The sequence below is a fragment of the Vibrio sp. 2017_1457_13 genome (genome assembly GCF_030851525.1).
GTDB classification, from domain to species: domain Bacteria; phylum Pseudomonadota; class Gammaproteobacteria; order Enterobacterales; family Vibrionaceae; genus Vibrio; species Vibrio metschnikovii.
Map to the genome: position 1 here is coordinate 70917 of NZ_VHTA01000004.1, position 26776 is coordinate 97692.

Annotated in this window: 26 protein-coding genes and 4 tRNA genes; 9 read left to right on the forward strand and 21 right to left on the reverse strand. The window is 46.0% G+C overall.

Annotated features, from left to right (window positions below; genetic code table 11):
• Positions 1-78 precede the first annotated feature (78 nt).
• The 7 genes from FKN88_RS06430 to mutY all read right to left on the reverse strand — a co-directional run bounded on the left by FKN88_RS06430 (position 79) and on the right by mutY (position 3140).
• Positions 79-154: transfer RNA gene (locus FKN88_RS06430), tRNA-Asn, on the reverse strand.
• Between the two features lie 12 nt (positions 155-166).
• A tRNA-Phe gene (locus FKN88_RS06435) sits at positions 167-242 on the reverse strand.
• A 6-nt stretch (positions 243-248) separates the two neighbouring features.
• Positions 249-324 (reverse strand) — tRNA-Thr (locus tag FKN88_RS06440).
• Positions 325-377: 53 nt separating this feature from the next.
• Positions 378-453 (reverse strand) — tRNA-Phe (locus FKN88_RS06445).
• A 109-nt stretch (positions 454-562) separates the two neighbouring features.
• Positions 563-1693, reverse strand: a complete 1131-nt coding sequence (mltC, locus tag FKN88_RS06450; RefSeq protein WP_004396067.1) for a membrane-bound lytic murein transglycosylase MltC — start codon at positions 1691-1693, stop codon at positions 563-565.
• Between the two features lie 95 nt (positions 1694-1788).
• The gene (locus FKN88_RS06455) at positions 1789-2064 is read right to left on the reverse strand and encodes an oxidative damage protection protein (RefSeq protein ID WP_004396066.1); all 276 of its coding nucleotides are present in this window, start codon (positions 2062-2064) and stop codon (positions 1789-1791) included.
• 20 nt (positions 2065-2084) lie between these two features.
• Complete coding sequence (mutY, locus tag FKN88_RS06460) at positions 2085-3140, reverse strand: A/G-specific adenine glycosylase (RefSeq protein WP_154169246.1); 1056 nt, start codon at positions 3138-3140, stop codon at positions 2085-2087.
• 209 nt (positions 3141-3349) lie between these two features.
• On the opposite strand from mutY, the gene trmB reads away from it, so the two are divergent.
• On the forward strand, positions 3350-4069 hold the full coding sequence (trmB, locus tag FKN88_RS06465; RefSeq protein ID WP_154169244.1) for a tRNA (guanosine(46)-N7)-methyltransferase TrmB: 720 nt from the start codon (positions 3350-3352) through the stop codon (positions 4067-4069).
• A gap of 191 nt (positions 4070-4260) precedes the next feature.
• The gene (gene glsB, locus FKN88_RS06470; RefSeq protein WP_154169242.1) at positions 4261-5181 is read left to right on the forward strand and encodes a glutaminase B; all 921 of its coding nucleotides are present in this window, start codon (positions 4261-4263) and stop codon (positions 5179-5181) included.
• 56 nt (positions 5182-5237) lie between these two features.
• Here glsB and hemW read toward each other — a convergent pair whose 3' ends face one another.
• The 6 genes from hemW to FKN88_RS06500 form a co-directional block, all read right to left on the reverse strand.
• Positions 5238-6407: a radical SAM family heme chaperone HemW gene (gene hemW, locus FKN88_RS06475; RefSeq protein ID WP_154169240.1), complete on the reverse strand. Its 1170-nt coding sequence runs from the start codon at positions 6405-6407 to the stop codon at positions 5238-5240.
• A complete protein-coding gene (locus FKN88_RS06480) occupies positions 6401-7006 on the reverse strand; it encodes an XTP/dITP diphosphatase (RefSeq protein WP_158137781.1) in 606 nt (201 codons plus the stop codon). Before FKN88_RS06480 ends, hemW begins: the two co-directional genes overlap by 7 nt.
• Positions 7007-7098: 92 nt before the next feature.
• Positions 7099-7392, reverse strand: coding sequence for a DUF167 family protein YggU (gene yggU, locus FKN88_RS06485; protein WP_004396060.1), 294 nt, complete (start codon positions 7390-7392; stop codon positions 7099-7101).
• Positions 7392-7949, reverse strand: a complete 558-nt coding sequence (locus tag FKN88_RS06490; RefSeq protein ID WP_040904707.1) for a YggT family protein — start codon at positions 7947-7949, stop codon at positions 7392-7394. Before FKN88_RS06490 ends, yggU begins: the two co-directional genes overlap by 1 nt.
• A 52-nt stretch (positions 7950-8001) precedes the next feature.
• On the reverse strand, positions 8002-8820 hold the full coding sequence (gene proC / locus FKN88_RS06495) for a pyrroline-5-carboxylate reductase (protein ID WP_004396058.1): 819 nt from the start codon (positions 8818-8820) through the stop codon (positions 8002-8004).
• A gap of 82 nt (positions 8821-8902) precedes the next feature.
• Positions 8903-9619, reverse strand: a complete 717-nt coding sequence (locus FKN88_RS06500; RefSeq protein WP_154169238.1) for a YggS family pyridoxal phosphate-dependent enzyme — start codon at positions 9617-9619, stop codon at positions 8903-8905.
• A 26-nt stretch (positions 9620-9645) separates the two neighbouring features.
• On the opposite strand from FKN88_RS06500, the gene FKN88_RS06505 reads away from it, so the two are divergent.
• Together FKN88_RS06505 and FKN88_RS06510 are read left to right on the forward strand one after the other, a co-directional pair.
• A complete protein-coding gene (locus FKN88_RS06505; protein ID WP_154169236.1) occupies positions 9646-10683 on the forward strand; it encodes a type IV pilus twitching motility protein PilT in 1038 nt (345 codons plus the stop codon).
• Between the two features lie 10 nt (positions 10684-10693).
• A complete protein-coding gene (locus tag FKN88_RS06510) occupies positions 10694-11800 on the forward strand; it encodes a PilT/PilU family type 4a pilus ATPase (protein ID WP_154169234.1) in 1107 nt (368 codons plus the stop codon).
• Between the two features lie 2 nt (positions 11801-11802).
• Here FKN88_RS06510 and ruvX read toward each other — a convergent pair whose 3' ends face one another.
• The 7 genes from ruvX to metK form a co-directional block, all read right to left on the reverse strand.
• Complete coding sequence (gene ruvX / locus FKN88_RS06515) at positions 11803-12228, reverse strand: Holliday junction resolvase RuvX (protein ID WP_004396054.1); 426 nt, start codon at positions 12226-12228, stop codon at positions 11803-11805.
• Between the two features lie 60 nt (positions 12229-12288).
• Complete coding sequence (locus FKN88_RS06520) at positions 12289-12852, reverse strand: YqgE/AlgH family protein (RefSeq protein ID WP_040904706.1); 564 nt, start codon at positions 12850-12852, stop codon at positions 12289-12291.
• 39 nt (positions 12853-12891) lie between these two features.
• Positions 12892-13848 (reverse strand): glutathione synthase, encoded by a 957-nt coding sequence (gene gshB, locus FKN88_RS06525; RefSeq protein WP_158137782.1) that lies wholly within the window; start codon positions 13846-13848, stop codon positions 12892-12894.
• A gap of 14 nt (positions 13849-13862) precedes the next feature.
• Positions 13863-14594 carry a 16S rRNA (uracil(1498)-N(3))-methyltransferase gene (gene rsmE / locus FKN88_RS06530; RefSeq protein ID WP_154169232.1) on the reverse strand — a complete coding sequence of 244 codons (732 nt, stop codon included), beginning with the start codon at positions 14592-14594 and terminating at the stop codon, positions 13863-13865.
• A 300-nt stretch (positions 14595-14894) separates the two neighbouring features.
• On the reverse strand, positions 14895-15608 hold the full coding sequence (locus tag FKN88_RS06535; protein WP_161439132.1) for an endonuclease: 714 nt from the start codon (positions 15606-15608) through the stop codon (positions 14895-14897).
• Positions 15609-15693: 85 nt separating this feature from the next.
• Positions 15694-16182, reverse strand: a complete 489-nt coding sequence (locus FKN88_RS06540) for a SprT family zinc-dependent metalloprotease (RefSeq protein WP_158137784.1) — start codon at positions 16180-16182, stop codon at positions 15694-15696.
• A 93-nt stretch (positions 16183-16275) separates the two neighbouring features.
• Entirely contained in the window at positions 16276-17430 is a 1155-nt protein-coding gene (metK, locus tag FKN88_RS06545; RefSeq protein WP_154169230.1) for a methionine adenosyltransferase, read from the reverse strand.
• A 444-nt stretch (positions 17431-17874) separates the two neighbouring features.
• On the opposite strand from metK, the gene tkt reads away from it, so the two are divergent.
• On the forward strand, positions 17875-19869 hold the full coding sequence (gene tkt / locus FKN88_RS06550) for a transketolase (protein WP_154169228.1): 1995 nt from the start codon (positions 17875-17877) through the stop codon (positions 19867-19869).
• Positions 19870-19943: 74 nt separating this feature from the next.
• Here the strand turns inward: tkt and FKN88_RS06555 are convergent, their stop codons facing one another.
• Positions 19944-20846, reverse strand: coding sequence for a LysR family transcriptional regulator (locus tag FKN88_RS06555; RefSeq protein WP_154169226.1), 903 nt, complete (start codon positions 20844-20846; stop codon positions 19944-19946).
• Between the two features lie 142 nt (positions 20847-20988).
• On the opposite strand from FKN88_RS06555, the gene FKN88_RS06560 reads away from it, so the two are divergent.
• The 4 genes from FKN88_RS06560 to fbaA all read left to right on the forward strand — a co-directional run bounded on the left by FKN88_RS06560 (position 20989) and on the right by fbaA (position 26636).
• Positions 20989-22944 carry a TonB-dependent receptor domain-containing protein gene (locus tag FKN88_RS06560; RefSeq protein ID WP_154169224.1) on the forward strand — a complete coding sequence of 652 codons (1956 nt, stop codon included), beginning with the start codon at positions 20989-20991 and terminating at the stop codon, positions 22942-22944.
• Between the two features lie 126 nt (positions 22945-23070).
• Positions 23071-24096 (forward strand): erythrose-4-phosphate dehydrogenase, encoded by a 1026-nt coding sequence (gene epd / locus FKN88_RS06565; protein WP_154170701.1) that lies wholly within the window; start codon positions 23071-23073, stop codon positions 24094-24096.
• Positions 24097-24243: 147 nt separating this feature from the next.
• Positions 24244-25407 (forward strand): phosphoglycerate kinase, encoded by a 1164-nt coding sequence (locus FKN88_RS06570; RefSeq protein ID WP_040904704.1) that lies wholly within the window; start codon positions 24244-24246, stop codon positions 25405-25407.
• A gap of 152 nt (positions 25408-25559) precedes the next feature.
• Entirely contained in the window at positions 25560-26636 is a 1077-nt protein-coding gene (gene fbaA, locus FKN88_RS06575) for a class II fructose-bisphosphate aldolase (RefSeq protein WP_004396043.1), read from the forward strand.
• The last annotated feature ends 140 nt before the right edge of the window (positions 26637-26776 follow it).

A 26776-nucleotide genomic window follows, 5' to 3' on the forward strand; every position in this document is an offset into this window, starting at 1 on the left:
ACGGGGCAGAGGGAATCGAGTGATCGTCAGTGATGTTTAGATAAAGAAAAGCCCAGTCAATGACTGGGCTTTGAAAAGTGGCTCCTCCTGCTGGGCTCGAACCAGCGACCTGCGGATTAACAGTCCGTCGCTCTACCAACTGAGCTAAGGAGGAACAGCTTTAATATGGTGCCTCGAGGCGGAATCGAACCACCGACACGAGGATTTTCAATCCTCTGCTCTACCGACTGAGCTATCGAGGCAATAAATGGTGCCGACTACCGGAATCGAACTGGTGACCTACTGATTACAAGTCAGTTGCTCTACCTACTGAGCTAAGTCGGCGCACTTAATTTATTGCTTGTTGTTACTGACTGCAGCACCAACAATAAAATTTGTGGTGCCCGGAGGCGGAATCGAACCACCGACACGAGGATTTTCAATCCTCTGCTCTACCGACTGAGCTATCCGGGCAACGGAGCGCTATTAAACGGATTTTCCCTCTGTACGTCAACCACTATTTTAAAAAAAAATAGAAAACCGGTTTAAGTGTCGCTATTTTAGGCAAGTAGGGCGTGAAAGATTACTTCGCGTTAAATTCTCGTTTAAATTGAGTTACTTTTTCTAAGTAGCGCCGTGCTTCCGCATTAGGATGACGGTTGGTCAAAGCCCAATACACCTGATTAGGTTGTAGGCTATTTAAATTATTCATGGCTCGCTGTCGATCTTGATGGAATGTTCGCAGAACACCGCCAGCGCCTCCGTTGTAAGCAGAAATCATGCTGTACTCAAGAGAAAGAGGATGACGGACATCTTTCAAATAACGGTTTTTGAGTAGATAAAAATAGGCGGTACCGGTATCTATGTTATTTTCTGGATTAAAGAGGTATTCAGGTGTTGGCTCACCGGGTTTATTTTTTACCAAGTTAAACACATCCCGTCCCGCAGTTTTCGGCACTACTTGCATTAAGCCATAAGCGTTAGCCCAACTGACCGCATAAGGGTTGAAGCTACTTTCTGTTTTGATGATCGCGTAAATAAGATCTTCCGGAATACCATATTTACGGGAAGCTCGGCGAACAATGTCGGCGTATTGGTAGCTACGGATCTGCATTTGATCCGCGACCATCGGAATTTCAACATAGTAGGCTTTCTTAAAATCAACTTGTTTGACTTTGAGGTGATGAGCAATCAGGTAATCGGCGTAGCGGTTGGCACGCCAGCGCCACTGAATGGGTTGCTTATCTTGGTCGACAACTTGTTGGTATAAGAAAGGTTGTCCTTTTAGCTCAATGTTTTGTGATGAAAAAAGATCGACGCTAGCCGGATCGTCAGGCGTTAATAACGTGGTGATGATCGCTCTTTTTAAGTGTCCTTGAGGATCCGTGGGTGAGATGGTTTCAACCAATATTTTACCATCACTAAAATTGACTTCCGTTCGGCTAAGGTAATTATCGATGTATTTTACGTAATTACTTTTACCAGCAATTTTGATTTCTCGGCTACCCCAGCGGCGTTCGATATTGCCAGAGAAACTGAGGATCAAGCTATCTAATGCGGCGGTATCTTTTTCAAATTGCCCGGGTAATTGAGCGAGATTTTTTGCAAAACGGTTGGTTGGCTCATAATCCACCGCATAGAAACGTTCAACAAACTCACGACTGCAGCCGACTAAGAGTAAGAGTGTGGTTAAACAGTACAGTGATTTTTTCATCGCTTTCCCAGGCAAATCAATTTCCCTGCTGATTTGATCTTGCAGCGAAAATAAACAGCTGCAAGATCAAATTGTCTAGAGATTATCTGTGAAACTCAAGCTTGGCTTGGTGGAGTATAACCTTCAATATGGACCTCTTTACCTTCGAAGAGGAAATTGACCATTTCATTTTCGAGAAATTTGCGGTGTTCAGGATCCATCATATTGAGTTTTTTTTCATTGATCAGCATAGTTTGTTTGGTTTGCCACTCTGCCCAAGCTTGCTTACAAATATGATCAAAAATACGTTTACCCAGCTCTCCGGGGTAGAGCTGAAAATCCAAACCGTCAGCTTCTTTCTGTAATCGAGCACAAAATACCGTGCGGCTCATAATGACTTCCTCTTAATCGTTTACGGATGAATTTCAAAGGGTAAGCTGTGCAACAACTGCTTCACAGGGGCTGCTAAGCCGATTTCTTCAGGCTGTTGTAAGTTATACCAAAGACCTTTCGTTCCTTCCATGATGATGTCTGGTTTATGAGTCAGTCCCAATAGAATCGGGGTAATATCTAAATGGTAATGACTAAAAGTATGCCGAAAGGCAATTAATGGGCGCTGAGATTGAATGTGGTTATCTTGTACAGCACGATGCGCTAACGTTGTTTCAATCTGCTGATCGGTATGTTGTGGAAAACAGTATAATCCGCCCCAAATCCCGACTTGTGGGCGTTGTTCAAGCCAGACTTGACCCTGATGATAAAGAATGACAAACCACGTTTGCTTGACTGGTTTGTCGCTTTTCGGTTTTTTACCAGGATAATCTAAGGGGTTACCTTGTTGCTTGGCAATACATAAGGATTCCACTGGGCACAGTGTACATTTTGGCTTGCTACGGGTACAGATCATCGCTCCCATGTCCATCATCGCTTGATTGTATTTATCGACATCGACGCTTGGGGTCTGTTGCTCCGCATGCAGCCAAAGCTGGTTTTCAACGATTTTCTTTCCCGGCCATCCTTCAACAGCAAAGCAGCGAGCTAGGGTCCGTTTAACGTTGCCATCTAAAATAGCATGCGGCTTTTTAAACACTGAAGAGAGCACTGCCGCTGCTGTCGAGCGACCAACACCAGGTAACGCATTCATCGCCTCCAGCTCGGTTGGAAACTGGCCTTGATACTGATCGACAATGATCTTTGCAGTTTTATGTAAGTTCCTCGCCCGAGCGTAGTAACCAAGGCCGGTCCAATAGTGTAGCACTTCGTCTTGTTGAGCCGCCGCTAAGTCAGCAACACTAGGAAAACGTTCAACAAAGCGCTGGTAATAAGGGATCACTGTGGTTACTTGGGTTTGTTGCAGCATGATTTCTGATAACCATACCGTATAGGCCGTTTTATTTTGCTGCCAAGGCAGATGCTTTCGCCCATAGGCGTCATACCAAGTCAAAATTGCGGAAGCGAATGGAGTCACGACATGCTCTGTAATAATAAAAATAATGAATCAAAATTGCACCACAGAATGCCCGTCGAGTACAACCGATAAATTATAAGGGTATCTTTAAGGTTTCAGGTGATCGTTCTAGTGAAGCGCTGGACTATAATAACACTTGCATGGCAAGCAATTCTTTGGATAATCACACTCCCTTTGAGTGAAGACGAAAAAATAGACAGGCAATCGCAATGAGTGAAGTTACCACCAATCAATTGACAGAAGATGGCAAAGTGCTACGTAGAATCCGTAGTTTTGTGCGTCGTGAAGGTCGACTAACCAAAGGTCAAGAAGCGGCGATGAAAGCCTGCTGGCCAACCATGGGGATTGATTATCAAACCGAGTTACTGGATTGGGCTCAGGTGTTTGGTAACCAAAATCCAGTGGTGTTAGAAATTGGGTTTGGCATGGGAGCCTCATTGGTTGAAATGGCAAAAAATGCCCCACATAAAAATTTCATTGGTATTGAAGTACATAGCCCTGGTGTTGGTGCTTGTTTGGCTTCCGCCCGCGATGCTGGTGTGACTAACTTACGAGTGATGTGCCACGATGCGGTTGAAGTTTTTGCTAACATGATCCCTGATAATAGCTTGGCGACGCTACAACTGTTTTTTCCTGATCCTTGGCATAAAAAACGTCACCATAAGCGCCGTATTGTGCAGTTAGAGTTTGCAGAAATGGTGCGACAAAAACTGATCGTTGGCGAAGGGGTGTTTCATATGGCAACGGACTGGGAAAATTACGCTGAGCATATGATCGAAGTGATGAATCAAGCACCTGGTTATCGTAATCTCGCCCTGGAAGGGGATTATATTCCACGTCCAGAAGAGCGCCCGTTAACCAAGTTTGAACAGCGCGGCCATCGCCTAGGCCATGGCGTATGGGATATTAAATTCCAACGAGTGAGTTAACCTGTCCTACCAGTTTATGCTGGACAAGTATCAAGCTCGGCAAGATACTGCTTAGAACTTAGCCAACATGGTTTATCGTGTTGGCTTTTTTGACTCTCCCTACATTAAAAATCTGTTGGGCGATGAGACGGTAACTCATTTGGCCGTTCCATTGTTTTCAGCGGCAATAATAATAAAAGTAAACTCAGACTATGAAACCAAGCTCCGCTATTTTAGCGACCATTCTCGATGAAGTTCGTCCATTGATTGGACAAGGCAAAGTGGCTAACTACATTCCCGCTCTGGCCCAAGTGGCGAGCGATAAACTCGGTATCGCGGTTTACACTAACCAAGGCGAGATCTTTGCTGCTGGTGATGCGCAGGAGGGATTTTCCATCCAATCCATTTCCAAAGCGTTAAGTTTAACCTTGGCGATGGGCTTATATCAGCCAGAGGAGCTGTGGCAACGAGTTGGCAAAGAGCCTTCTGGACAAGCTTTTAATTCATTGATTCAGCTAGAAATGGAGCAGGGCATCCCGCGAAATCCATTTATTAATGCCGGAGCGATTGTGATCGCGGATATGCTTTATAGCCGCTTATCCGCCCCTCGCCAGCGTTTGCTGGAATTTGTGCGTCAGTTAAGTGGTGAAGAGCAGATCATCTATGACAAAGTGGTGGCAGCGTCGGAAATGATGCACAGTGATCGTAATGCTTCGATTGCTTATTTAATGCGCTCGTTTGGTAATTTTGAAAACGAAGTGATTCCGGTCTTAAATAACTATTTTCACGCTTGTGCACTAAAAATGAGCTGTGTTGAATTAGCCAAAACATTCAGCTATTTGGCCAACAAAGGGGTATCGGTACACACGGGTCAGCGCGTGGTTAGTGTGACGCAAAGTAAGCAAATCAATGCGTTATTAGCTACCTGTGGTCTTTATGATGGTGCGGGTGAATTTGCTTATCGAGTGGGCATGCCGGGTAAATCGGGGGTCGGTGGTGGCATCATCGCTATTGTGCCCGGTGAAATGACCATTGCGGTTTGGTCTCCTGAGCTTGATCCATCAGGTAATTCGTTAGCGGGCACTAAAGCGCTGGAGCTGTTGTCCGAGCGCATTGGGCGCTCAATTTTCTAGCTGATTAAAATGGCTACTGGCAATCATTCGATTGTCAGTAGCGAGTTGTTGTTGAGTTACTCTTCAGCCATAAATGCCGCCAGTAAATCATTCAAAAATAACTTACCATGTTCAGTGATCTGCCACGAAGTCGCATCTTGGGTTAAGTAATTCATCTCACACGCCCATTGGATGGTTGGCTCAAGTACACTTAACGCTAGCCCTGTGGTGGTGGTGAAATCTTGTTTTGGACACGCTTCGAGCAGACGAAATCGGTTCATGAAAAATTCAAAAGGGCGATCGCTTTCGGCAACGAGCTGTTCATCACTCAAATAAGGCTTCACCATATTTTGATAAGCCGCTAAGTAACCACGTGGATGTTTCACTTTAGTGGTGCGAATAATTCGGCCATCAGCAAAGCTCAATTTACCGTGCGCTCCACAGCCAATGCCCAGATAGTCACCAAATCGCCAGTAATTGAGGTTATGTTGGCATTGATAACCAGGCTTGCTGTAGCCAGAGATTTCATATTGCACATAACCTGCCTCAGTGAGTTTTTGATGGCCAAGTTCAAAAATATCCCACAGCGCATCATCATCGGGCAGAGTGGGGGGCTTAGAATAAAACAGCGTATTGGGCTCAATGGTCAATTGATACCAAGATAGGTGAGGAGGATTTAACGCTATCGCTTGGTCTAAATCATCTAAGGCTTGCGCTAGGCTTTGATCGGGCAGGCCGTGCATTAAATCCAAATTAAAGCTTTTTAAACCAATGGTATGCGCCAGTTTTGCCGCACGTACTGCCTCTTGTTGGCCATGAATACGACCTAAGTGGGCTAACTTCTCGGTGGCAAAGCTTTGTACGCCAATCGAGATTCGAGTGACGCCTGCGAGGCGATAAGCCGCGAAACGCTCAGCTTCAATCGTACCAGGGTTGGCTTCCATGGTGATCTCAATCTCTGGCTGAAACGGAATGCGCGCTGCGATGCCGTCAATCAAATCTTGGATGCCTTGTGGTGAAATTAAGCTCGGCGTCCCCCCGCCGATAAAGATCGAATGCAATCGCCTTGGATCGTTAGCAAGCTGATAGCGCTCAATATCACGATCCAGATCTTCCAGTAGTGCCGCGATATATTGCGTTTCAGGGATCTCTTCTTTTAAGGCGTGAGAGTTAAAATCGCAATAAGGGCATTTTTGTACGCACCACGGGATATGGGCGTACAAGCTCAACTTGGGCGGCGTTAGCATGAGGCGCGTTGCTCTTTTAAGGCTTGGAACAGTAATTGTAGAGCCTTAGCGCGATGAGAGAGCTGCTTTTTACGGGCGGCAGGTAACTGGGCAGAAGCGCAGTTTTCTTCGGGAACCCAGAAAATGGGATCGTAACCAAAGCCATGCTCACCGCGAGGCTCAGTTAAGATTTCACCTTGCCACTGACCATGACAAACCAGAGGTGTTGGGTCGTTAGCATGGCGCAGATAGACTAAAACACAGTGAAAGCGAGCGGTTCTCTGTTCACTCGGCACACCTTCTAAGCGGGTTAATAACTTTTGCAGGTTATCGTTATCTGAAGCATTGGCTCCGGCATAGCGCGCAGAATAAATGCCCGGTGCGCCATCAAGATAGTCAACCTCAAGTCCAGAATCATCGGCAATCGCTGGTAGACCAGTAAGGGCAGCGGCATGACGTGCTTTGATGATGGCATTTTCAATAAAGGTTAAGCCTGTTTCATCAGCATCTGGCACATTTAATTCACTTTGTGCGATAACCTCAAAACCGAAATCGGCTAATAAATCGGCCATTTCCGCGACTTTTCCTCGGTTACCAGTGGCTAAAACAATCTTATTCATAAATCTCTCACGTCTGAATGGGGAGCTCGATGAGACTTGTCGTCATCGCTAACGGTTATTGTACAACAGTTCGGAGAAAAAAATTCCCCACATTAAGTGGGGAACAGAGCTTGAATTTCGGCAGGGATCACCGTAGGTGAGAGGATGCGTACTTGTTTATGCCGCCCTAGCTGGCCTTTTTCTATTTCAACCGCGCTTTTCGATACTTTACACAGCTTGGCAAGATAGCGGCTCAAATGGGCATTCGCTTTACCATCAACAGGCGGCGCAGTGATGGCTATTTTGAGCTCATCACCGTGCTGCCCCACTAAACTATCGCGGCTGGCTTTAGGTTGGACATAAATCCGCAGGCAAAGATCTTGCCCATCAAGCCAAGCGATTGACATTACAACTGATACCAAATGGGGCCAATGAAATCACCCATTAAAAAGTTAGCGAATTGTAGAATAATAAACAGCACTAAAATGCTTAAATCGAAACCACCCATCGCTGGGATGATCCGGCGAATAGGGCTTAGCATAGGTTCGGTTAATTGATGGAAAACAAACTCTATTGGACTACGTCCTTGGCTGACCCAGCTCAAAATCGCCCGGATCAGTAAGATCCAAAACAGTAATCCACCGGCTGCTTTGACTAAAGACAATAAGCCAAACCATAAGAAATCGAGACTGAAGACCATCGCACCCTTAGAGACCATCAGGATCAGAACGACGAATTTGAGCACCGATAACACATAAGCAAAGAGGATGGTGGCAAGGTCCAGATTACCCACCGAGGGGATCATTCGACGTAATGGCGCAACCACGGGTTGAGTGGTTTTGACAATAAATTGTGAAAACGGATTATAAAAATCGGCGCGAGCGGCTTGTAGCCAAACACGCAGAATAACCACCATGATATAGATATCAAACAAGGTGGAGATTAAAAAGCTCATAGCATTCATGAGAAAGCCCTTATGATAAATTAATGAATAGAGTACTGAAATGGCGGTCTATTTAAAATAGTTTTTCCATCTCTTGCGCACGATGGACTGCGGCACGCATGGCCTTAGCAACGATATCCGATAGCTGATGCTGCTCAAAGGTTGCGATAGCTTGTGCTGTCGTGCCTCCTTTGGACGTCACTTGCTCACGTAAGGTTGCTAGCTCTAGCTGCGGGTTTGCTGCAACCATCTGCGCTGCGCCTAACGCCGACTGCTCCACCAATAAGCGTGCGGTTTGCTTATCAAATCCCTGAGCGATTGCCTCGGCTTGCATGGCTTCCATAAACAAGAAAAAGTAGGCCGGTGCGCTACCTGCGGCGGCGATGACACTATTGATTGCTGATTCTTCACTCACCCAGCAAGTTTTTCCCACCGAACTCATCAACTGCTCAGTGAAGTTTTTGTCACTTTCACTTGCCTCTGGTGCGGCAAATAACCCTGCCATGCCTTGATTAACCAATGAGGGGGTGTTTGGCATCACCCGTACTAACGCAGGTTGAGTATTGAGCAATTGTTGCAAGCGCGCTACCGAAATCCCCGCGGCGATAGAAATAACTAATTTATTTGACCAATCAATAGCTTGCATTGGTTGACATACTTCAGCCATTAATTGAGGTTTTACCGCCAGCACCACGACATCCGCTTGCTGAGCGGCGGCGAGATTATCGCTGGTGGTTTTAATCGCATACTGAGTATGTAACGAGGCTAAGTTGGCTTGGGACGGCGCACTGGCAATGATCCGCTGCGCTGGATAACCACTGGCAATCAGGCCAGCGATGATCGCATGAGCCATATTTCCTGCGCCAATAAAAGCAATCGTTCTTTGTTCCATAATGATGTTCTATCCTACAGTTGGCTACTCTGGTGGTAGCGGGTCATTGTTCGACGAAAAGTAAACCTGCTTTGAGCAAGGATCATGGTTTCGTTGAGGTTGGATAATCGCGCTGGCCAAAAATCGCCGTTCCAATGCGTACCATCGTACTTCCGGCTTCGATGGCCGCTTGCATATCACCACTCATCCCCATTGATAGAGTATCCAGTGCTGGATAGCGTTCCCTTAAGCGTGCTTGCAGGTCAGCTAAGCGCTGAAAAGCAACCAATTGCTCAGCATAATCAGCGACGTTCTCCGGAATGGACATCAACCCTCTTAATGTGAGGTTCGGTAGTTCAGAAATCAACTCTGCTAAGGGAAACAACGCTTGCTCACTAATACCGGATTTTGAGGTTTCACCACTGGTGTTTACCTGAATTAAGACCTGTAACGGTGCTTTGTGAGCCGGACGTTGCTCACTCAGTCGCTGAGCGATTTTTGCTCTATCCACGGTGTGCATCCAGTCAAAATGTTCGGCAATAAGACGAGTTTTATTGGATTGCAATGGGCCAATAAAATGCCATTCTAAATCGAGTTGTGGATGATGCTCAGCAAAATAGCGAATTTTATTCACCCCTTCTTGAACATAGTTTTCTCCAAAAGCAAGTTGCCCAGCAAGGGCTGCTTCGAGAATTGCCTCGACAGGTTTGGTTTTACTGACCGCTAAAAGTTGCACAGAGCTTGGAGAGCGACCACACTTTTGTTGTGCGCTCTTAATCTGTGAGGTGATCTGTTCAATGTTTTGTTGAATACTACTCATGGCTCGACTTTATTAAGGAAAAATAAATGGATATCTCAGAGTTACTGGATTTTAGTGTAAAGCATAATGCGTCAGATCTACATCTTTCTGCAGGTGTTCCGCCCATGGTCCGGATTGATGGTGAAGTCCGTAAGCTGGGAGTGCCTGCTTTTAGTCATGCTGACGTGCATCGATTAATCTTTGCCATCATGAATGATGCCCAGCGCAGTGAATATGAAGAGCGTCTCGAAGTCGATTTTTCCTTTGAGCTACCGAATGTGGGACGTTTTCGGGTTAATGCCTTTCATCAGTCGCGCGGCAGCTCCGCCGTATTTCGAACGATTCCTACAGTGATCCCAACGTTGGATCAGTTGAATGCTCCGGAGATCTTTCGAAAAATATCCAATTATGAGAAAGGGTTAGTCCTTGTTACTGGCCCCACTGGATCCGGTAAATCGACAACGTTAGCGGCAATGGTTGATTATATCAATACTCATCATAATAAACACATTTTGACCATTGAAGATCCGATAGAATTTGTGCATAGCAATAATAAGTGTTTGATTAACCAGCGTGAAGTTCATCGTGATACCCATAGTTTTAAAAATGCGTTACGTTCGGCGCTGCGAGAAGACCCTGATGTGATCTTAGTCGGTGAGCTGCGTGATCAAGAGACAATCAGTTTAGCGTTAACCGCCGCTGAAACGGGACATTTAGTGTTTGGTACGCTACACACTAGTTCTGCCGCAAAAACCATTGATCGGATTATCGATGTATTCCCGGGCAGCGATAAAGACATGGTGCGTTCGATGTTATCGGAATCGCTGCGTGCGGTGATTGCGCAAAAACTGTTTAAGCGAGTCGGAGGGGGGCGCGTGGCGTGTCACGAAATTATGTTAGCGACTCCTGCGATTCGTAACTTGATCCGAGAAGATAAAGTCGCACAGATGTATTCGATCATCCAAACGGGCGCTGCGCATGGGATGCAAACTATGGAGCAGCATGCTAAGCAGTTGGTTGCTCAAGGGGTTGTGGATTTACCAGAGGTCCAACAAAAACTTGGTTTAGACAGCTCATCATTCTAAGGAACGCATCATGCAATTGGATCAAATATTACAAGAGATGCTCACCCAAGGGGCGTCCGATCTCTACATCACTGTCGCGGCTCCAATTTTGTATCGCGTCAATGGCGATCTCCAACCTCAGGGGGAAGCGTTAAGTGAATCTCAGGTCAAAGAGTTGTTATTGCGGATGATGGATAGCGACCGACAAACGGAGTTTAACCAAACGCGTGAGGCCAATTTTGCGATTGTGCGTGATTTTGGCCGTTTCCGAGTCAGTGCCTTTTTTCAGCGTGAGCTACCGGGTGCCGTTATTCGCCGGATCGAAACGCAAATTCCTAGTTTTGATGACTTGCAGTTACCGGAGGTGCTTAAAGATCTGGCGCTAACCAAGCGGGGTTTAGTGTTAGTGGTCGGTGCGACAGGCTCGGGAAAATCAACCACCATGGCCGCGATGACCGGTTATCGTAATTTGAAAACCCGCGGGCACATTCTTACTGTCGAGGATCCGATTGAATTTGTTCATCCTCATCAAGGCTGTATTGTGACTCAGCGTGAAGTCGGCTTAGATACTGAGAGCTATGAAGTGGCATTGAAAAATTCACTTCGCCAAGCGCCGGACATGATTTTGATTGGTGAAATACGCAGTCGTGAAACCATGGAATACGCGATGACCTTTGCCGAAACTGGGCATTTATGTATGGCAACCTTACACGCCAACAATGCCAACCAAGCCTTAGAGCGTATTTTACATTTGATGCCGAAAGAGAAAAAAGAACAGTTTCTGTTTGATTTATCGATGAACTTAAAAGGAGTGATTGGTCAGCAACTGCTGCGTGATAAACAAGGTAAAGGGCGTCATGGCGCGTTTGAGATTTTGCTCAATAGTCCAAGAATGGCGGATTTGATCCGCCGTGGCGATTTACACGAATTAAAAGCAACCATGGCTAAATCGAAAGAAGTGGGAATGCAAACCTTCGATCAAGCGCTGTATCAATTGGTGATTGACGATAAAATCACTGAGCAAGATGCGCTGCACAGCGCCGATTCAGCCAATGATTTACGCCTTATGCTCAAAACCCAGCGGGGAGAGGGCTACTCTTCTGGTGCGTTGGATAATATTAAGATTGATATGGAGTGAGACTAGTTTGCCCATTGTCTTTCAAACCAGCTTTCTAAGATCACGACCGCTGATTGGCAGTCTATATTGCCTTTACTGAGTGCCTTGTAGCCGCCGTGGGCAAACAGCTCGGAGCGTGCCTCTGCGGTCGATAGGCGTTCATCGTGCAGCTCAACGGGTAACCCGAAGCGTCCGTGTAAGCGGTTAGCAAATTTTTTCGCCCGTGGAGTGATGGTATCTAAATCTTTGCCATGTAAGTCAGTGGGTAAGCCAACCACTAATAGATTGGGTTGCCACTCTTTGATCTGTTTTTCTATCTCATCCCAATTGGGGATGCCATCATTGGCTTTAAAGGCTTTTAATGGCGAGGCCGTTCCGGTAATTTCTTGACCGATAGCACTACCGATACTTTTAGTGCCAAAATCAAAGGCCATAATGGTACGCGACATAATAGACGTCTCATTGCTGTGGCGCATTAACTCGATGGTTAATGCGCCTTAAAGGTTAAGTTAGGCATGGCCTGATTGAGGAGCCAGTTGGGCGGGATTAATGCCTAATTTTTGAATCGCTTTTTGCCATTTTTCATGGACTGGCGTATCAAAGATTAAATCGGCATCCGCTTCAATGGTTAGCCAAGAGTTTTCGGTTAACTCTTGTTCTAATTGGCCTGGAGACCAACCAGAATAACCTAATGCGACAATATAACCATTCGGTTCCGCCTCAGTACCGAGTACACAGAGGATATCTTTCGAAGTGGTTACCGCAATATCGTCGGTCATCTTCATGGTCGACTCATAATGATCTTTCATTCGATGCAGAACAAATCCACGATCTTCGGAAATCGGCCCACCGTTAAAGACCGGTTTCTTTAGGCTTTGCTCTCGAGAGTGTGGGTAAGCGGGCTCGATCTCGACCTGTTTTAGCATCCCACTGACCGTAATATCGATCGGAGCATTGATCATTAGCCCCATTGCACCCTCTTCATTATGTTCGCAGACGTAGATCACGCTGCGTTTGAAGTAAGGATCTTGCATACTGGGCATGGCAACGAGAAAATGATTAGTCAGATTCATCTAATCTTCAATCCTTTGGTATTGAGGAGCGTTAAGCTCCTACATAGATAAAGCCTTAATACGACGTTCAATCGCATCCATCAGCTTGCCGGTAATCGAGATATCAAAAGCGGCTTCGATTTCACGAATACAGGTTGGGCTAGTGACATTGATTTCGGTGAGTTTATCACCAATCACATCAAGACCGACAAAGATCAAGCCTTTTTCTTTTAATGTTGGAGCCACAGCTAACGCAATCGCTTTATCGGTTTCACTCAGTGGTCGAGCTTCTCCCCTTCCTCCAGCCGCTAAGTTACCACGGGTCTCACCTTGAGCAGGAATACGTGCTAAGCAGTATGGCATTGGCTCACCATCGACGACTAAAATTCGTTTGTCACCGTTACTGATATCGGGGACAAAGGTTTGTGCCATGCAGTAGGTTTGTCCGTGGTTGGTCAGCGTTTCGATGATCACCGATACGTTAGGATCGCCTTGTTTAATGCGAAAAATCGATGAGCCACCCATACCATCGAGCGGTTTTAAGATCACATCGCCGTGTTGCTCACGAAAGGCTTTAATTTTTTCCGCTTTACGAGTCACCAGTGTGGTAGGCGTTAATTCTGGAAACCAAGCGGTAAATAATTTTTCATTACAATCACGCAGGCTTTGCGGTTTATTGACGATCAGTGTGCCTTCTTCTTCCGCTCTTTCCAGAATATACGTTGCGTAAATATACTCGGTATCAAAAGGGGGATCTTTGCGCATCAATACGGCATCAAGATCTGCGAGACGAATGGTTTGCTCAGACTGAAATTGATACCAAGCCGCGGGATCTTCTTTGACGCTGACCACTTTGGTATCCGCCATAGCCACACCTTGTTCTAAGTGCAGATCAGCCATTTCCATGTAATGAATTTGATAACCACGACGCTGTGCTTCAAGCATCATGGCAAAGCTGGAATCTTTTTTAATATTAATTGATGAAATGGGATCCATCACGATGCCAAGTTTAATCATTGAATTTCTCCGAGTTAGCCAAGATCGCCGAAACGAACTTGTAGCGCTGTAATGGCAGTCAGTGCTGCGGTTTCGGTGCGCAATACGCGAGGACCGAGCAGCGTTTCTGCAAAGTGGTATTGTTCGGTCATGGCAATTTCTTGCTCAGATAGGCCACCTTCTGGACCTATCAATAAACGGACGTTGCTTACCGGCTCAGGTAAGGTATTGATCGAATAGGACGCGCGAGGGTGTAAATTGAGTTTAAGTGCCTGACTAGGCTCAGCGCACCAAGCTTCTAATTCCATCACTGGGCGGATGACAGGGATCCGATTTCGGCCACATTGTTCGCAGGCAGCAATCGCTATCTTTTGCCATTGCAGAAGTTTTTTTTCAAAGCGTTTTGGATCCAGTTTTACCCCACAACGCTCTGATAATAAAGGCGTAATAGTATTCACGCCAAGCTCGACCGATTTTTGGATGGTGAATTCCATTTTATCACCACGAGAAATCACTTGCCCAAGATGTAAATTGAGCGGTGATTCAATGCTTTTTTCAATGCGTTGCTGAATGTCAACGGTCAGCTGTTTTTTGCTGATCTCACTGATCACCGCAGGAAATTCAGCATCACTCCCATCAAACAACGTCACCGATTGACCGGGCTGCATACGCAGAACTTTACCGATATGATTGGCGGCGTCGTCACTGAGGGCAAGCGTGCCCAATTGGTGGATAGGGGAGGGATGATAAATTCGAGGAATACGCATGCCAAGTTCCTAATAATTGATGACAAAGCGATACTTTGGTGACTTGAAGATCGCACAGTATGGATAATATTGGTACGTTAAGTGACGGGTTCAAGTCATGGAGTATCCGTGTTACCCGACCGATGTCTTGATAACCACAATCTAGTGATGATAGCTCACCTGATCACCGCGTTGAAGGGAAATATCTTTTTCTGCGGCGTTTGAGGGACGGTCACCGTTTAAGATGCGATGACACTGTCCCTATTCGTTTAAGCGCTCAGCTTGAAGTTTTAGTCATTGTTGTTGATGACGATCTTGGCTCTATTCACGGTGGCGACGAGAACACTGTGTATCAACAAATGGATTAGAGTGACCTTGAATGGTGGTAATGCGTCGGTTACGTTCACACTCCCATTCATCAGCCGGGTATTGATTATCCCAAACCTGCATTAATTGTGCTTGTTGCTTAGATAGCTTAAACCCATAGTGCTGACTCATATACAAATAGGTACGGGCGATAGCGCCACGAGCTCTTGTCGGCGGCATAGCCTTACGCTGAGCAAAGTTAATTTGCATTTCACAGCGACCATACGTCGCGCCATCAATCCCATTCCATTGACTAAAATTGAAGTTAGAGCGATCGCCATTCACTTCACCAATCGCGGGAGTGAGGTTGTGTAAATCGGCCTCCATTTGACGAAATTGCTCATCGTGGCGTGCACAGTGTTTGCGCCCGCCTTCTTGCCAACATTGTAACTGATGACCAAACTGCCAAGCAGGCACCACGTGCTCCCATTCAATTCGATTGGCGCGGGTGGCTTGTTTGCGAACTTCATAGCCACAGCCTTCAAGATCAGGAATACCTCGTTGACCTTGCCAGCTAATCTCACAGCCACAGTAGAAGCTAACCGGATGATCTTGATAAAGTTTAACGGCGATACGTTTGGCTTGAGCAAAAGAAGTTGGGGCAGCAGCGAGGCTACTGGTAGTAAAAACAAATAAACCTAAAATCGACAGCAAACGTAAATAAAACATGGCAAAAGACTGAGATAAGTATGATTTTTCGCAGTCTACCACTCAAAAAATGACTTGCCTATTGATAGATGAATGAGGAGTCGGTTTATCCAGTAAAGACCAGAGGTGTTTGACAGTGGCGGCAATGATAGCTGCTTTGTTGACGTAACACCTTGTTATGACGACGAATTGATAATGAGTGAACTTGACACGCGCAGCGATAAGCAAAGGTTTTACCCTGGACAGAGCCAACATCGAAGCTGTGAGTGGTTCTGGGGGGCAGATTAAACACCTGTGACATAACGGATTGCCATTCACGACCGTGAGGACGTACTCGTCCATAACGTTGATAAGTGATCAGGTGAGCAATTTCATGGGGGATCACTTCATCGATAAAAGCTTGCGGATTTTCAGCCAATAAAATCGGATTTAAGCGAATTTCCCAGCGTTGCAAATAGGCTTTACCTGCGGTTTTACCGCGTAGTTTTAGGCTGAGGTTTGGTCGGGAGAAAGGGGTATTAAAGTATTCTGAGGCCCGTTCAATACAGCGTTGTATTTGCTGCTGGGCACGATAATGCAATTCAAAATTGATCAAAGGACCTCCAATAAAAAACCTCAGACGGATCTGAGGTTTATCCAATCATGGCTTACCACTCGTTGGAGAGTAAGCCATTTCGGCTATGGATAATTATTTTAAACCGGCAAAGTCACGCAATAGGGCAGCTTTATCTGTCGCTTCCCAAGGGAATTCTTCGCGACCAAAGTGACCATAAGCGGCGGTTTTCTTGTAGATCGGCTGTAGTAAGCTGAGCATTTCTTGCAAACCGTAAGGACGTAAGTCGAAGAACTGACGAACCGCTTCAATGATAATATCGTGTGGTACTTTCTCGCTACCGAAGGTTTCTACCATGATCGACGTTGGATCAGCGACACCAATGGCGTAAGAAAGTTGAATCTCACAGCGATCCGCAAGACCGGCAGCCACAATGTTTTTGGCAACATAGCGAGCAGCGTAAGCGGCTGAACGGTCAACTTTTGATGGATCTTTACCAGAGAAAGCACCACCACCATGACGTGCTGCGCCGCCGTAGGTATCGACGATAATTTTACGACCCGTTAAGCCACAGTCACCCATTGGACCACCAATCACGAAACGACCAGTTGGGTTAATGAAGTATTTGGTGTCTTTGGTTAGCCATTCTGCAGGTAGAACAGGCTTGATGATCTCTTCCATCACGCCTTCACGTAGATCAGCGGTGGAAACGGAATCACAATGCTGAGTAGACAGTACCACAGCATCAATACCGACGATCTTACCTTGGTCATATTGGAAAGTGACCTGAGATTTTGCATCAGGGCGCAACCAAGCTAGGCTACCATTTTTACGCACTTCAGCTTGACGCTGCATTAAACGGTGTGCATAGGTAATCGGTGCAGGCATCAGCACTTCGGTTTCGTTACAAGCGTAACCAAACATGATGCCTTGGTCACCTGCGCCTTGATCTTTAGGATCGGCTTTATCAACGCCTTGGTTGATATCTGGTGACTGTTTACCAATGGTATTGAGTACCGCACACGAGTTGGCATCAAAGCCCATCTCAGAGTTAACATAACCAATTTCACGTACCGTTTGGCGAGTAAGCTCTTCAATATCCACCCACGCTGACGTCGTTACTTCACCGCCAACCATGACCATTCCGGTTTTGACATAGGTTTCACACGCGACACGAGCTTTTGGATCTTGTTCTAAAATGGCATCAAGAACCGCGTCAGAGATTTGGTCGGCAATTTTATCAGGATGACCTTCTGATACAGATTCAGAAGTAAACAAATGTTTAGCCATGATAGCTCCAATTTTCATATTAGTAGCGACCCGTTATTCGATAAACGCGTCGGTAAAATTGTTCAATATGTAGGCGTTTCTACATCTAGACGTCTATTCTAGTTTTCAATGCTCAAATTACAAGCTCTTTTTTAGTTTATCTTATGGCCAAACGTTTGCTTGGTTTTGTGATGTTTTTATAATTACGATGAAATTTCATGTAACCGATTGCAAAAATCAGCCTAAGAGGCAGTAAAAGGTTTGCAGAGCGTAAGGGGCTTTGCGACAATATTGAGCACTTTTTCTATACCCTTCCCACTTTAAGCGGCGGCGGTTCAGTGATTTGGTTTGCCTTCTATTCAGAGCAATAATGTTGCTGGTAGGAGCGAGAGCACCCATCGTTGATTTGCAACTTTGATTGGTTTGGGAGATCGCTTTTTATTTCATCGCTTTTTAGGAGCTGATATGTCTTCGCGTAAACAACTGGCTAACGCGATTCGTGCGTTAAGCATGGATGGTGTTCAACAAGCTAACTCTGGGCATCCGGGAGCCCCAATGGGCATGGCGGATATCGCTGAAGTGCTGTGGCGCTCACACCTCAACCATAATCCGCACAATCCACAATGGGCTGACCGCGACCGTTTTGTGTTGTCTAACGGCCATGGCTCAATGCTGATTTACTCACTGCTGCACCTAAGTGGTTATGAGTTATCGATTGATGATCTGAAAAACTTTCGTCAGTTGCATTCCAAAACCCCAGGTCATCCAGAATACGGTTACGCGCCAGGTATTGAAACCACGACTGGTCCTCTAGGTCAGGGGATTACTAATGCAGTGGGCATGGCGATGGCTGAAAAAGCGCTCGCGGCTCAGTTCAACAAGCCAGGTCACGACATCGTTGATCACTTTACTTATGTCTTTATGGGTGATGGCTGCTTGATGGAAGGCATTTCTCACGAAGCCTGCTCACTGGCTGGCACGCTTGGCCTTGGTAAGCTTATCGCGTTTTGGGATGACAACGGCATCTCGATTGACGGCCACGTTGAAGGCTGGTTCTCTGATGACACGCCTAAGCGTTTTGAAGCCTATGGTTGGCATGTGATCCCAGCGGTTGATGGTCACGATGCAGAGGCGATTAACGCAGCAATTGAAGCCGCCAAAGCCGATCCTCGTCCAACATTGATCTGTACCAAAACCATCATCGGTTTTGGCTCGCCCAATAAAGCGGGTTCTCATGACTGCCATGGCGCGCCATTAGGCCACGATGAAATTAAAGCGGCGCGTGAATTCTTGGGTTGGCAATACGCTCCATTTGAAATTCCGGCTGATATTTACGCTCAGTGGGACGCCAAAGAAGCGGGCCAAGCTAAAGAAGCGGCTTGGGATGAAAAATTTGCCGCTTACGCTGCCGAGTACCCAGTAGAAGCGACTGAGTTCAAACGCCGTGTTAATGGTGACCTTCCAGCGCAGTGGGAAGAGCAAGCCAATGCTATCATTGCTGAATTACAAGCTAACCCTGCCAATATTGCGTCACGTAAAGCCTCGCAAAATGCCCTTGAAGCGTTCGGTAAATTATTACCAGAATTTATGGGCGGCTCCGCAGACTTAGCGCCATCAAACTTGACCATGTGGTCTGGCTCAAAATCACTCACCGCTGAAGATTTCTCTGGCAACTACATCCATTACGGCGTACGCGAATTTGGTATGACGGCTATTATGAACGGTATCGCGTTGCACGGTGGCTTTGTCCCTTATGGCGCGACCTTCTTAATGTTTATGGAATACGCTCGTAACGCAATGCGTATGGCGGCGCTGATGAAGATCCAAAACATTCAGGTTTATACTCATGACTCGATTGGTTTGGGTGAAGATGGCCCGACTCACCAACCGGTTGAGCAAATCGCTTCACTGCGTTTAACTCCGAATATGAGCACATGGCGTCCCTGTGACCAAGTGGAATCTGCAGTCGCCTGGAAACTGGCCATTGAACGTAAAGAGGCGCCATCAGCGTTGATCTTCTCACGTCAAAACCTCGCTCAGCAGTCTCGTACGGCAGCGCAAGTGGCTGATATCGCCAAAGGTGGTTATATCCTTAAAGATTGCGCTGGCAAACCAGAGCTTATCTTGATTGCGACCGGCTCTGAAGTGGAGCTAGCGGTGAAAGCGGCAGAGCAGCTAACCGCTGAAGGTAAGCACGTTCGCGTGGTTTCAATGCCATCGACCGATGCTTTCGACAAGCAAGATGCAGCGTATCGTGAAGCGGTATTACCTGCAGACGTGACCAAACGTATCGCGATTGAAGCAGGCATTGCGGATTTCTGGTACAAGTACGTTGGGTTTGGCGGCAAGATCATCGGCATGACGACGTTCGGTGAATCGGCACCAGCGGATCAACTGTTCAAAATGTTTGGTTTTACGACTGAAAATGTGGTGAAAACAGCTAACGAACTGTTGGCTTAAACGAACTACTGGCTTAATGGTTGATATTGAGTTCTAACTGAGCCCAGCTTATTTGCTGGGCTTTTTCTATGGAGCTAAGCCGTTTTCCATTCATTAGGGCAAGCATGACGCAAAGCATCAATAAACAAGCGTAAACGCAAAGGGTGACGCCCCGCTGGATAGTAACAAGCCACCTCACTGGGTGGAGATAACCACTCTGGTAAACAAGCAGCAAGACTCCCCGGATGAGCGCGTTCAAAGCCTTCTGCAAACCAAGTGGGTAGCAAGCCAATTCCTCGCCCTTTGGCTATCGCGTCGGCTTGCATGGCTAAGCTATCACTTTGTAAACGACTTTTCAGAGCTGGTAATACCCAATCTCCTTGAGTCTGATGAGTTAGGGTTAATCCTTCTTGGCGACAGGCGATAAAATCTATCCAAGTATGATTTATAAGCTGCTCAGGATGTTCGGGCTTAGGGTGAGTGGCTAAATAATTCGGAGAAGCGTACGGTGAATAATGCCAATTACCGAGAAGCTCGCGTCGCCATCCAGAGGGGGTGATAGCCCCGATCCAAATCATCAAATCAGGTTCTAACAGGCTATTTTCGGCTACGTAGTGACTGTGTACTCGAATGGTTACTTCGGGGTGTGCCAGCATAAACTCATCGAGAACGTGGCTTATCCACCCTCGGACTAAGTTGGGATGAACGACTAACGTCAGGTTACCGCTGATTTGATTGTTCAGCTCTTGAAGAGCTTCAATACCTTTTGATGCCAATTCAACTAATTGCTCGCTATAAACGGCAAACACTTGTCCGGCCTTAGTTAATGTGAGTCGGTTGCCTTGACGAGTGATCAGCGCTTGCCCTAAATCACTTTCGAGCATAGCAAGCCGTCGACTTAGTGTCGATTTTGGTTGTTCAAGCGCTTTAGCGGCAGCGGTCAGACTTTTGTGCTGACAGAGTGCATGGAAGGCTTTGATAGCACTTAAATCATGCATGATAACAGTGACCTCGTTATTCAATAATCGTGTTGTTCCATATCTGGGACTGACTATTCCATCTGTCGGTCTATCTCAATGATTCAAATTGTGAATAATTCCACTTCGAAATTAATAATCATTATCATTTATGGAGTGGTGAATGTCTAGATTAAATCCAACCCGCGTCGCTTTGGCCGTAGCGTTTGGTCTATTTGCGTCGGTACCAGTGAGTGCTCAGCAAGAGCGTCAAGTTGACGAAACACTGGTCGTGACTGCGTCAGGTTTTGAGCAGGTGGTGAGAAATGCGCCAGCCAGTATCACGGTGATCAGTGCCGAAGAGATGGCCAAGGGCTCATTTAGAGATTTAACCGATGCGTTGCGCTCGGTACCGGGCATTTATATTTCTGGTGGCGGCGCCAGTCAAGACATTAGTATTCGCGGCTTAGATGCTAAATATACGCTGATTTTAGTCGATGGAAAAAGACAAGGCAGCCGTCAAACGCGCCCTAACAGCGATGGACCAGGCATAGAGCAAGGCTGGATCCCACCACTCAATATGATAGAACGAATCGAGGTTGTACGCGGCCCAATGTCTTCGTTGTATGGTTCTGATGCAATGGGCGGGGTGATTAATATTATCACTAAAAAAGTGTCGGATACTTGGAATGGTTCACTTCGTCTAGAAAGCCAACTGCGCGATCGTGGTTATGCCGGTGATAGCCAGCAAGCCAGTGCAACTATCGCTGGTCCTTTGATTGATGGTTTACTTGGGGTTCAGCTTTCTGGTTCCGTTTCTCGACGTGCTGAAGATGACAAAATCGGTTATTACCCTGAACAAGAGATGAACAGTGCCAATGTCCGTTTTGATCTCACCCCGACTGACACGCAAGATATTCGTATCGATATTAATCAAAGTCGTCAACAGCGGGACAGTTCTAAAAAAAGTGCCGAACGTCCATCACAAGGGGATTATGAACGTTCGTATTATGCTCTTTCTCATGAAGGACGTTGGGAGTTTGCAACCAGCCAATTGAGCTATAGTCACGAAAAAACAGACAATGAAAGCCGTCAAATGACGATCACTAACCAAGTGGTTGACGCCAGTTTACAACGTGCGTTTGACGATCATTTCGTGACTGTTGGTGGACAATACTTTAACGAATCGTTGGATGATGCGGGTAACAAATACAATCCTAGCGTAAATTCATTAGAACGTTGGCGCGGTGCCTTTTTCATTGAAGATGAGTGGCAAATGACACAAGACTTTGCCTTAACACTTGGAGCACGTTTTAATCGCGATCAGCATTATGGCAATGAAATTACCCCCCGTGCCTATGCTGTTTGGCAATTAAGTGATCACTGGACGGTAAAAGGTGGCGTGACTAATGGCTTCAGTGCTCCAGGGTTGCGTGAAGTCTCTAGCGATTGGGGACAAGTGACCGGTGGTGGGCGTCGTAATGGGGTGATTTTAGGCAACCCTGATCTCAAACCTGAAAAAACATTGAACCAAGAAATTGCGATCTTCTATCAGCTACCAACAGGGTTTCAGGCATCACTCAGCTTATTTAATACCGACTTTAAAGATAAAGTGTTGATTACCACTCTATGTGATGATGCCAGCAACGGTGGAGGATGTGTTTCACCTTCAGGCAGTCAGCATGATTTTATTCAGCAACGAGAAAATGTCGATAAAGCACGGATTCAAGGGATAGAAACCAGTTTTAAAATACCAGTCATGGAACAACTCGCTCTATCGGCCAACTATACCTTTACGGACTCAGAGCAGCGCAGTGGGGCGAATCGTGGCGATCCATTAAGTCGAACTCCACGCCATCAAGCATCCATCAATTTAGATTGGGATGCCAGTGAGCAGCTAACGTTTTGGACACATGCCAAATTCAAAGGCAGTGAATATGCGATTGTGCGAGGCGGGGCTGTTGGAGATAAATACGATGCTTACCAAACCTTAGATATTGGTGGTAATTATCAAGTTAACAAAGAGACACGTTTACTGTTTGGTATCTATAACCTCACCGATACCGATATTTCACAAGATAAACATGGCAAAGTGCTGGATGGACGCAGCTACTGGATAGGGGCGGATATCAGTTTCTAAAAGCGTTATACCGGGCTCACTTTATTTAGTGAGCCTTTTTTTATCGACGATGGATGAGTGGGGGTGTTGCTCTTAAAGGCTATCAGTTACTATCCTCCTCTCGAAAACAATTAAGACGATGGAATGATGCTTAAAGTTGCGATCAATGGGTTTGGGCGTATCGGGCGCAATGTCTTGCGAGCGATATATGAGAGTGGAAAAAATCAGCAAATCAAAGTAGTGGCAGTCAATGAACTGGCATTACCCGATGCGATGGCCCACCTTCTGCAATACGATACGAGTCATGGCCGTTTTGGTAAAAAAATCACCAATGATCAAGAACATATCTATGTGCATCATGAGGCGGGTGTCTATGATTCGATTCGGATCCTTCATCTTAGCGAAATCAAACTACTGCCTTGGCGCGATCTTGGGGTTGATATTGTTCTCGATTGTACCGGAGTCTATGGTTCAAAAGCCGATGGTCTAGCCCATATTACCGCGGGTGCTAAGAAAGTGCTCTTTTCCCATCCCGGGAGTCATGATCTCGATAACACCATCATTTATGGTGTTAACCATCAAACGTTGACTGCTGAGCACCGCGTGGTGTCCAATGGCTCTTGTACCACCAACTGCATTGTGCCGATCATAAAAGTCTTGGATGAAGCCTTTGGTATTGACTCTGGTACCATCACCACCATTCATTCAGCGATGAATGATCAGCCCGTGATTGATGCTTACCATACCGATCTGCGTCGTACACGCTCAGCCAGCCAATCGATCATTCCCGTTGATACTAAATTGCATAAAGGTATTGAAAGAATTTTTCCGAAATTTTCTAACAAATTTGAGGCAATTTCAGTGCGCGTGCCAACAGTTAACGTCACAGCGATGGATTTAAGTGTCACATTAAATACAAATGTGAAAGTTAATGACGTAAATCAAACCATCATACACGCATCTCGGTGTACATTAGATGGCATTGTTGACTATACTGAAGCTCCATTGGTATCCATCGATTTTAACCATGATCCACACAGTGCGATTGTGGATGGTTCACAAACCCGAGTCAGTAACGGGCAACTGGTTAAAATGTTGGTTTGGTGCGATAACGAATGGGGCTTTGCGAACCGCATGCTGGATACGGCGCTCGCAATGCAAGCATCCGAGTAGGAGCAGGATGATGGGGATGGCTGAGTATTGAACTTGAAATACATCGTGACGGTCTCCATATCAATAACCAGTTTGAAGAATAACTAAGCTCGGCAAGGTTGCCGGGTTTCCAAAAACTTTATTTATTAATATTTGAGAGGACAAACCATGTCTGTAATCAAGATGACCGACCTGGATCTAGCAGGTAAACGCGTATTTATCCGTGCTGACCTAAACGTACCAGTGAAAGATGGCAAAGTGACTTCGGATGCACGTATTCTTGCGTCTTTACCAACCATTCAGCACTGCATAGCGGCTGGCGCTAAAGTAATGGTGACTTCTCACCTCGGTCGTCCAACGGAAGGCGAATACACGGAAGAGTTCTCTCTATTACCCGTCGTTAACTACTTAAAAGACGCGTTAGATTGCGAAGTTAAACTGGCTAAAGATTACCTTGATGGTTTGGAATTGAACGCTGGCGAATTGGTCGTTCTTGAAAACGTTCGCTTTAACAAAGGCGAGAAGAAAAACGAAGAAGAATTATCGAAAAAATACGCAGCGTTATGTGACGTGTTTGTGATGGATGCGTTTGGTACGGCTCACCGTGCTCAAGCGTCGACTCATGGCGTTGGTATGTTCGCTCCGATCGCTTGTGCTGGCCCACTATTGGCTGCAGAACTTGAAGCATTGGGTAAAGCGATGGATAACCCAGAGCGTCCATTAGTGGCTATCGTTGGTGGTTCAAAAGTATCAACAAAACTCACCGTACTCGAATCCCTTTCTAAAATTGCTGACCAACTGGTTGTTGGCGGTGGTATCGCGAATACCTTTATTGCCGCTGCGGGTCACAATGTCGGTAAATCTCTTTATGAAGCCGACTTGCTTGATACAGCGAAAAAGTTAATGAAAGAGTGCTCTATTCCTCTTGCGACTGATGTTGCTTGTGCGAAAGCGTTTGATGAAAACGCCGCAGCGGAAATCAAGCACGTTTCTGAAGTGCAAGATGACGATATGATTTTCGACCTAGGCCCAGATTCAACCGCAGCATTGGCTGAAATCATCGCTAACGCAAAAACGATTTTGTGGAATGGCCCAGTCGGCGTATTTGAATTCAAAAATTTCGAAGCCGGTACTAAAGGTATCTCTGAAGCGATCGCCAAATCGGCAGGTTTCTCAGTAGCGGGTGGCGGTGACACGCTAGCAGCGATCGATAAGTTTGGTATCAAAGCTGACGTATCTTATATTTCAACCGGTGGCGGTGCTTTCCTTGAATTTGTTGAAGGTAAAGTTCTACCAGCAGTAGAAATGCTAGAAGCACGCGCGAAAGCATAATGACGATGAGAGCGGGGGGCAACTCCCGCTTTCTTGTTTGCTGCACGAGGGTATTTATTCTGCTAGAATAGCGCCAGTTGTGAGCAAACGTTTGCAAGAATGTAAACTTAACTGTTTTATTTTTAAACGACAGAAAAAATAGGATCAAATCCATGTCTAAGATCTTCGATTTCGTAAAACCTGGTGTGATTTCTGGTGATGACGTACAGAAAGTATTTGCAGTAGCGAAAGAGCATAACTTTGCTCTACCTGCTGTTAACGTTGTTAATACTGACTCTATCAACGCGGTACTAGAAGCTGCAGCCAAAGTGAAAGCGCCAGTCGTGGTGCAATTCTCTAACGGTGGCGCTGCTTTCTTTGCTGGTAAAGGCGTTAAACTTGAAGGCCAAGGTGCTCAAATCCTTGGTGCAGTAGCTGGTGCAAAATACGTTCACGCTGTTGCTGAAACTTACGGTGTGCCAGTGATTCTACACACTGACCACGCTGCGAAGAAATTGCTGCCTTGGATCGATGGTCTACTTGATGCTGGCGAAGAGTTCTTTGCTCAAACAGGTAAGCCTCTGTTCTCTTCTCACATGCTAGATCTTTCTGAAGAGTCTTTAGAAGAAAACGTCGAAACGTGCGCGAAATACCTAGAGCGTATGGCGAAAATGGGTATGACCATCGAAATCGAACTGGGTTGTACTGGCGGTGAAGAAGACGGCGTTGATAACTCTCATATGGATTCATCTGAGCTGTATACTTCTCCAGAAGACGTGGCTTACGCTTATGAAAAACTCAGCGCAGTCAGCCATCGTTTCACTATCGCTGCTTCTTTCGGTAACGTACACGGTGTTTATCAAGCGGGTAACGTGGTATTGACTCCAACCATTCTACGTGATTCTCAAGCGTACGTTTCTGAGAAATTTGGCCTTCCAGCTAATTCTCTAAACTTTGTTTTCCACGGTGGTTCTGGTTCTTCTGAAGCGGAAATCAAAGAGTCAATCAGCTACGGTGTTATCAAAATGAACATCGATACTGATACTCAGTGGGCAACATGGGATGGTATCCGTAAATATGAAGCGGAAAACCACGATTACCTACAAGGTCAAATCGGTAACCCAACTGGTGAAGCTGCACCAAACAAAAAATACTACGATCCACGCGTATGGCTACGTGCAGGCCAAACCTCAATGGTGGCTCGTCTAGAGAAAGCTTTTGCAGACCTTAACGCTGTTAACGTACTGTAATTAGTGTCTAGTTAGTCATTAGCCGTCCTTGTTAGGGCGGCTTTTTTTATGGCTAGTGATTAGGAAATAGATCTGCTAGTTTAAAGAATAATCTTATGTTTGCTGAGATTTAAATTAGTATACTTTGCGTGGGATATTAC

Excerpts from the sequence above, each read along its gene's own strand:
- FKN88_RS06455 (WP_004396066.1), bottom strand. The coding sequence starts at position 2,064 with ATGAGCCGCACGGTATTTTGTGCTCGATTACAGAAAGAAGCTGACGGT.
- fbaA (WP_004396043.1), top strand. The coding sequence starts at position 25,560 with ATGTCTAAGATCTTCGATTTCGTAAAACCTGGTGTGATTTCTGGTGAT.
- FKN88_RS06560 (WP_154169224.1), top strand. The coding sequence starts at position 20,989 with ATGTCTAGATTAAATCCAACCCGCGTCGCTTTGGCCGTAGCGTTTGGT.
- FKN88_RS06535 (WP_161439132.1), bottom strand. The coding sequence starts at position 15,608 with ATGTTTTATTTACGTTTGCTGTCGATTTTAGGTTTATTTGTTTTTACT.
- epd (WP_154170701.1), top strand. The coding sequence starts at position 23,071 with ATGCTTAAAGTTGCGATCAATGGGTTTGGGCGTATCGGGCGCAATGTC.
- FKN88_RS06480 (WP_158137781.1), bottom strand. The coding sequence starts at position 7,006 with ATGAATAAGATTGTTTTAGCCACTGGTAACCGAGGAAAAGTCGCGGAA.
- FKN88_RS06490 (WP_040904707.1), bottom strand. The coding sequence starts at position 7,949 with ATGAATGCTATGAGCTTTTTAATCTCCACCTTGTTTGATATCTATATC.
- FKN88_RS06570 (WP_040904704.1), top strand. The coding sequence starts at position 24,244 with ATGTCTGTAATCAAGATGACCGACCTGGATCTAGCAGGTAAACGCGTA.
- glsB (WP_154169242.1), top strand. The coding sequence starts at position 4,261 with ATGAAACCAAGCTCCGCTATTTTAGCGACCATTCTCGATGAAGTTCGT.
- hemW (WP_154169240.1), bottom strand. The coding sequence starts at position 6,407 with ATGCTAACGCCGCCCAAGTTGAGCTTGTACGCCCATATCCCGTGGTGC.
- proC (WP_004396058.1), bottom strand. The coding sequence starts at position 8,820 with ATGGAACAAAGAACGATTGCTTTTATTGGCGCAGGAAATATGGCTCAT.
- yggU (WP_004396060.1), bottom strand. The coding sequence starts at position 7,392 with ATGTCAATCGCTTGGCTTGATGGGCAAGATCTTTGCCTGCGGATTTAT.
- trmB (WP_154169244.1), top strand. The coding sequence starts at position 3,350 with ATGAGTGAAGTTACCACCAATCAATTGACAGAAGATGGCAAAGTGCTA.
- FKN88_RS06500 (WP_154169238.1), bottom strand. The coding sequence starts at position 9,619 with ATGAGTAGTATTCAACAAAACATTGAACAGATCACCTCACAGATTAAG.
- FKN88_RS06555 (WP_154169226.1), bottom strand. The coding sequence starts at position 20,846 with ATGCATGATTTAAGTGCTATCAAAGCCTTCCATGCACTCTGTCAGCAC.
- mltC (WP_004396067.1), bottom strand. The coding sequence starts at position 1,693 with ATGAAAAAATCACTGTACTGTTTAACCACACTCTTACTCTTAGTCGGC.
- rsmE (WP_154169232.1), bottom strand. The coding sequence starts at position 14,594 with ATGCGTATTCCTCGAATTTATCATCCCTCCCCTATCCACCAATTGGGC.
- FKN88_RS06510 (WP_154169234.1), top strand. The coding sequence starts at position 10,694 with ATGCAATTGGATCAAATATTACAAGAGATGCTCACCCAAGGGGCGTCC.
- FKN88_RS06520 (WP_040904706.1), bottom strand. The coding sequence starts at position 12,852 with ATGAATCTGACTAATCATTTTCTCGTTGCCATGCCCAGTATGCAAGAT.
- gshB (WP_158137782.1), bottom strand. The coding sequence starts at position 13,848 with ATGATTAAACTTGGCATCGTGATGGATCCCATTTCATCAATTAATATT.
- tkt (WP_154169228.1), top strand. The coding sequence starts at position 17,875 with ATGTCTTCGCGTAAACAACTGGCTAACGCGATTCGTGCGTTAAGCATG.
- FKN88_RS06505 (WP_154169236.1), top strand. The coding sequence starts at position 9,646 with ATGGATATCTCAGAGTTACTGGATTTTAGTGTAAAGCATAATGCGTCA.
- ruvX (WP_004396054.1), bottom strand. The coding sequence starts at position 12,228 with ATGTCGCGTACCATTATGGCCTTTGATTTTGGCACTAAAAGTATCGGT.
- metK (WP_154169230.1), bottom strand. The coding sequence starts at position 17,430 with ATGGCTAAACATTTGTTTACTTCTGAATCTGTATCAGAAGGTCATCCT.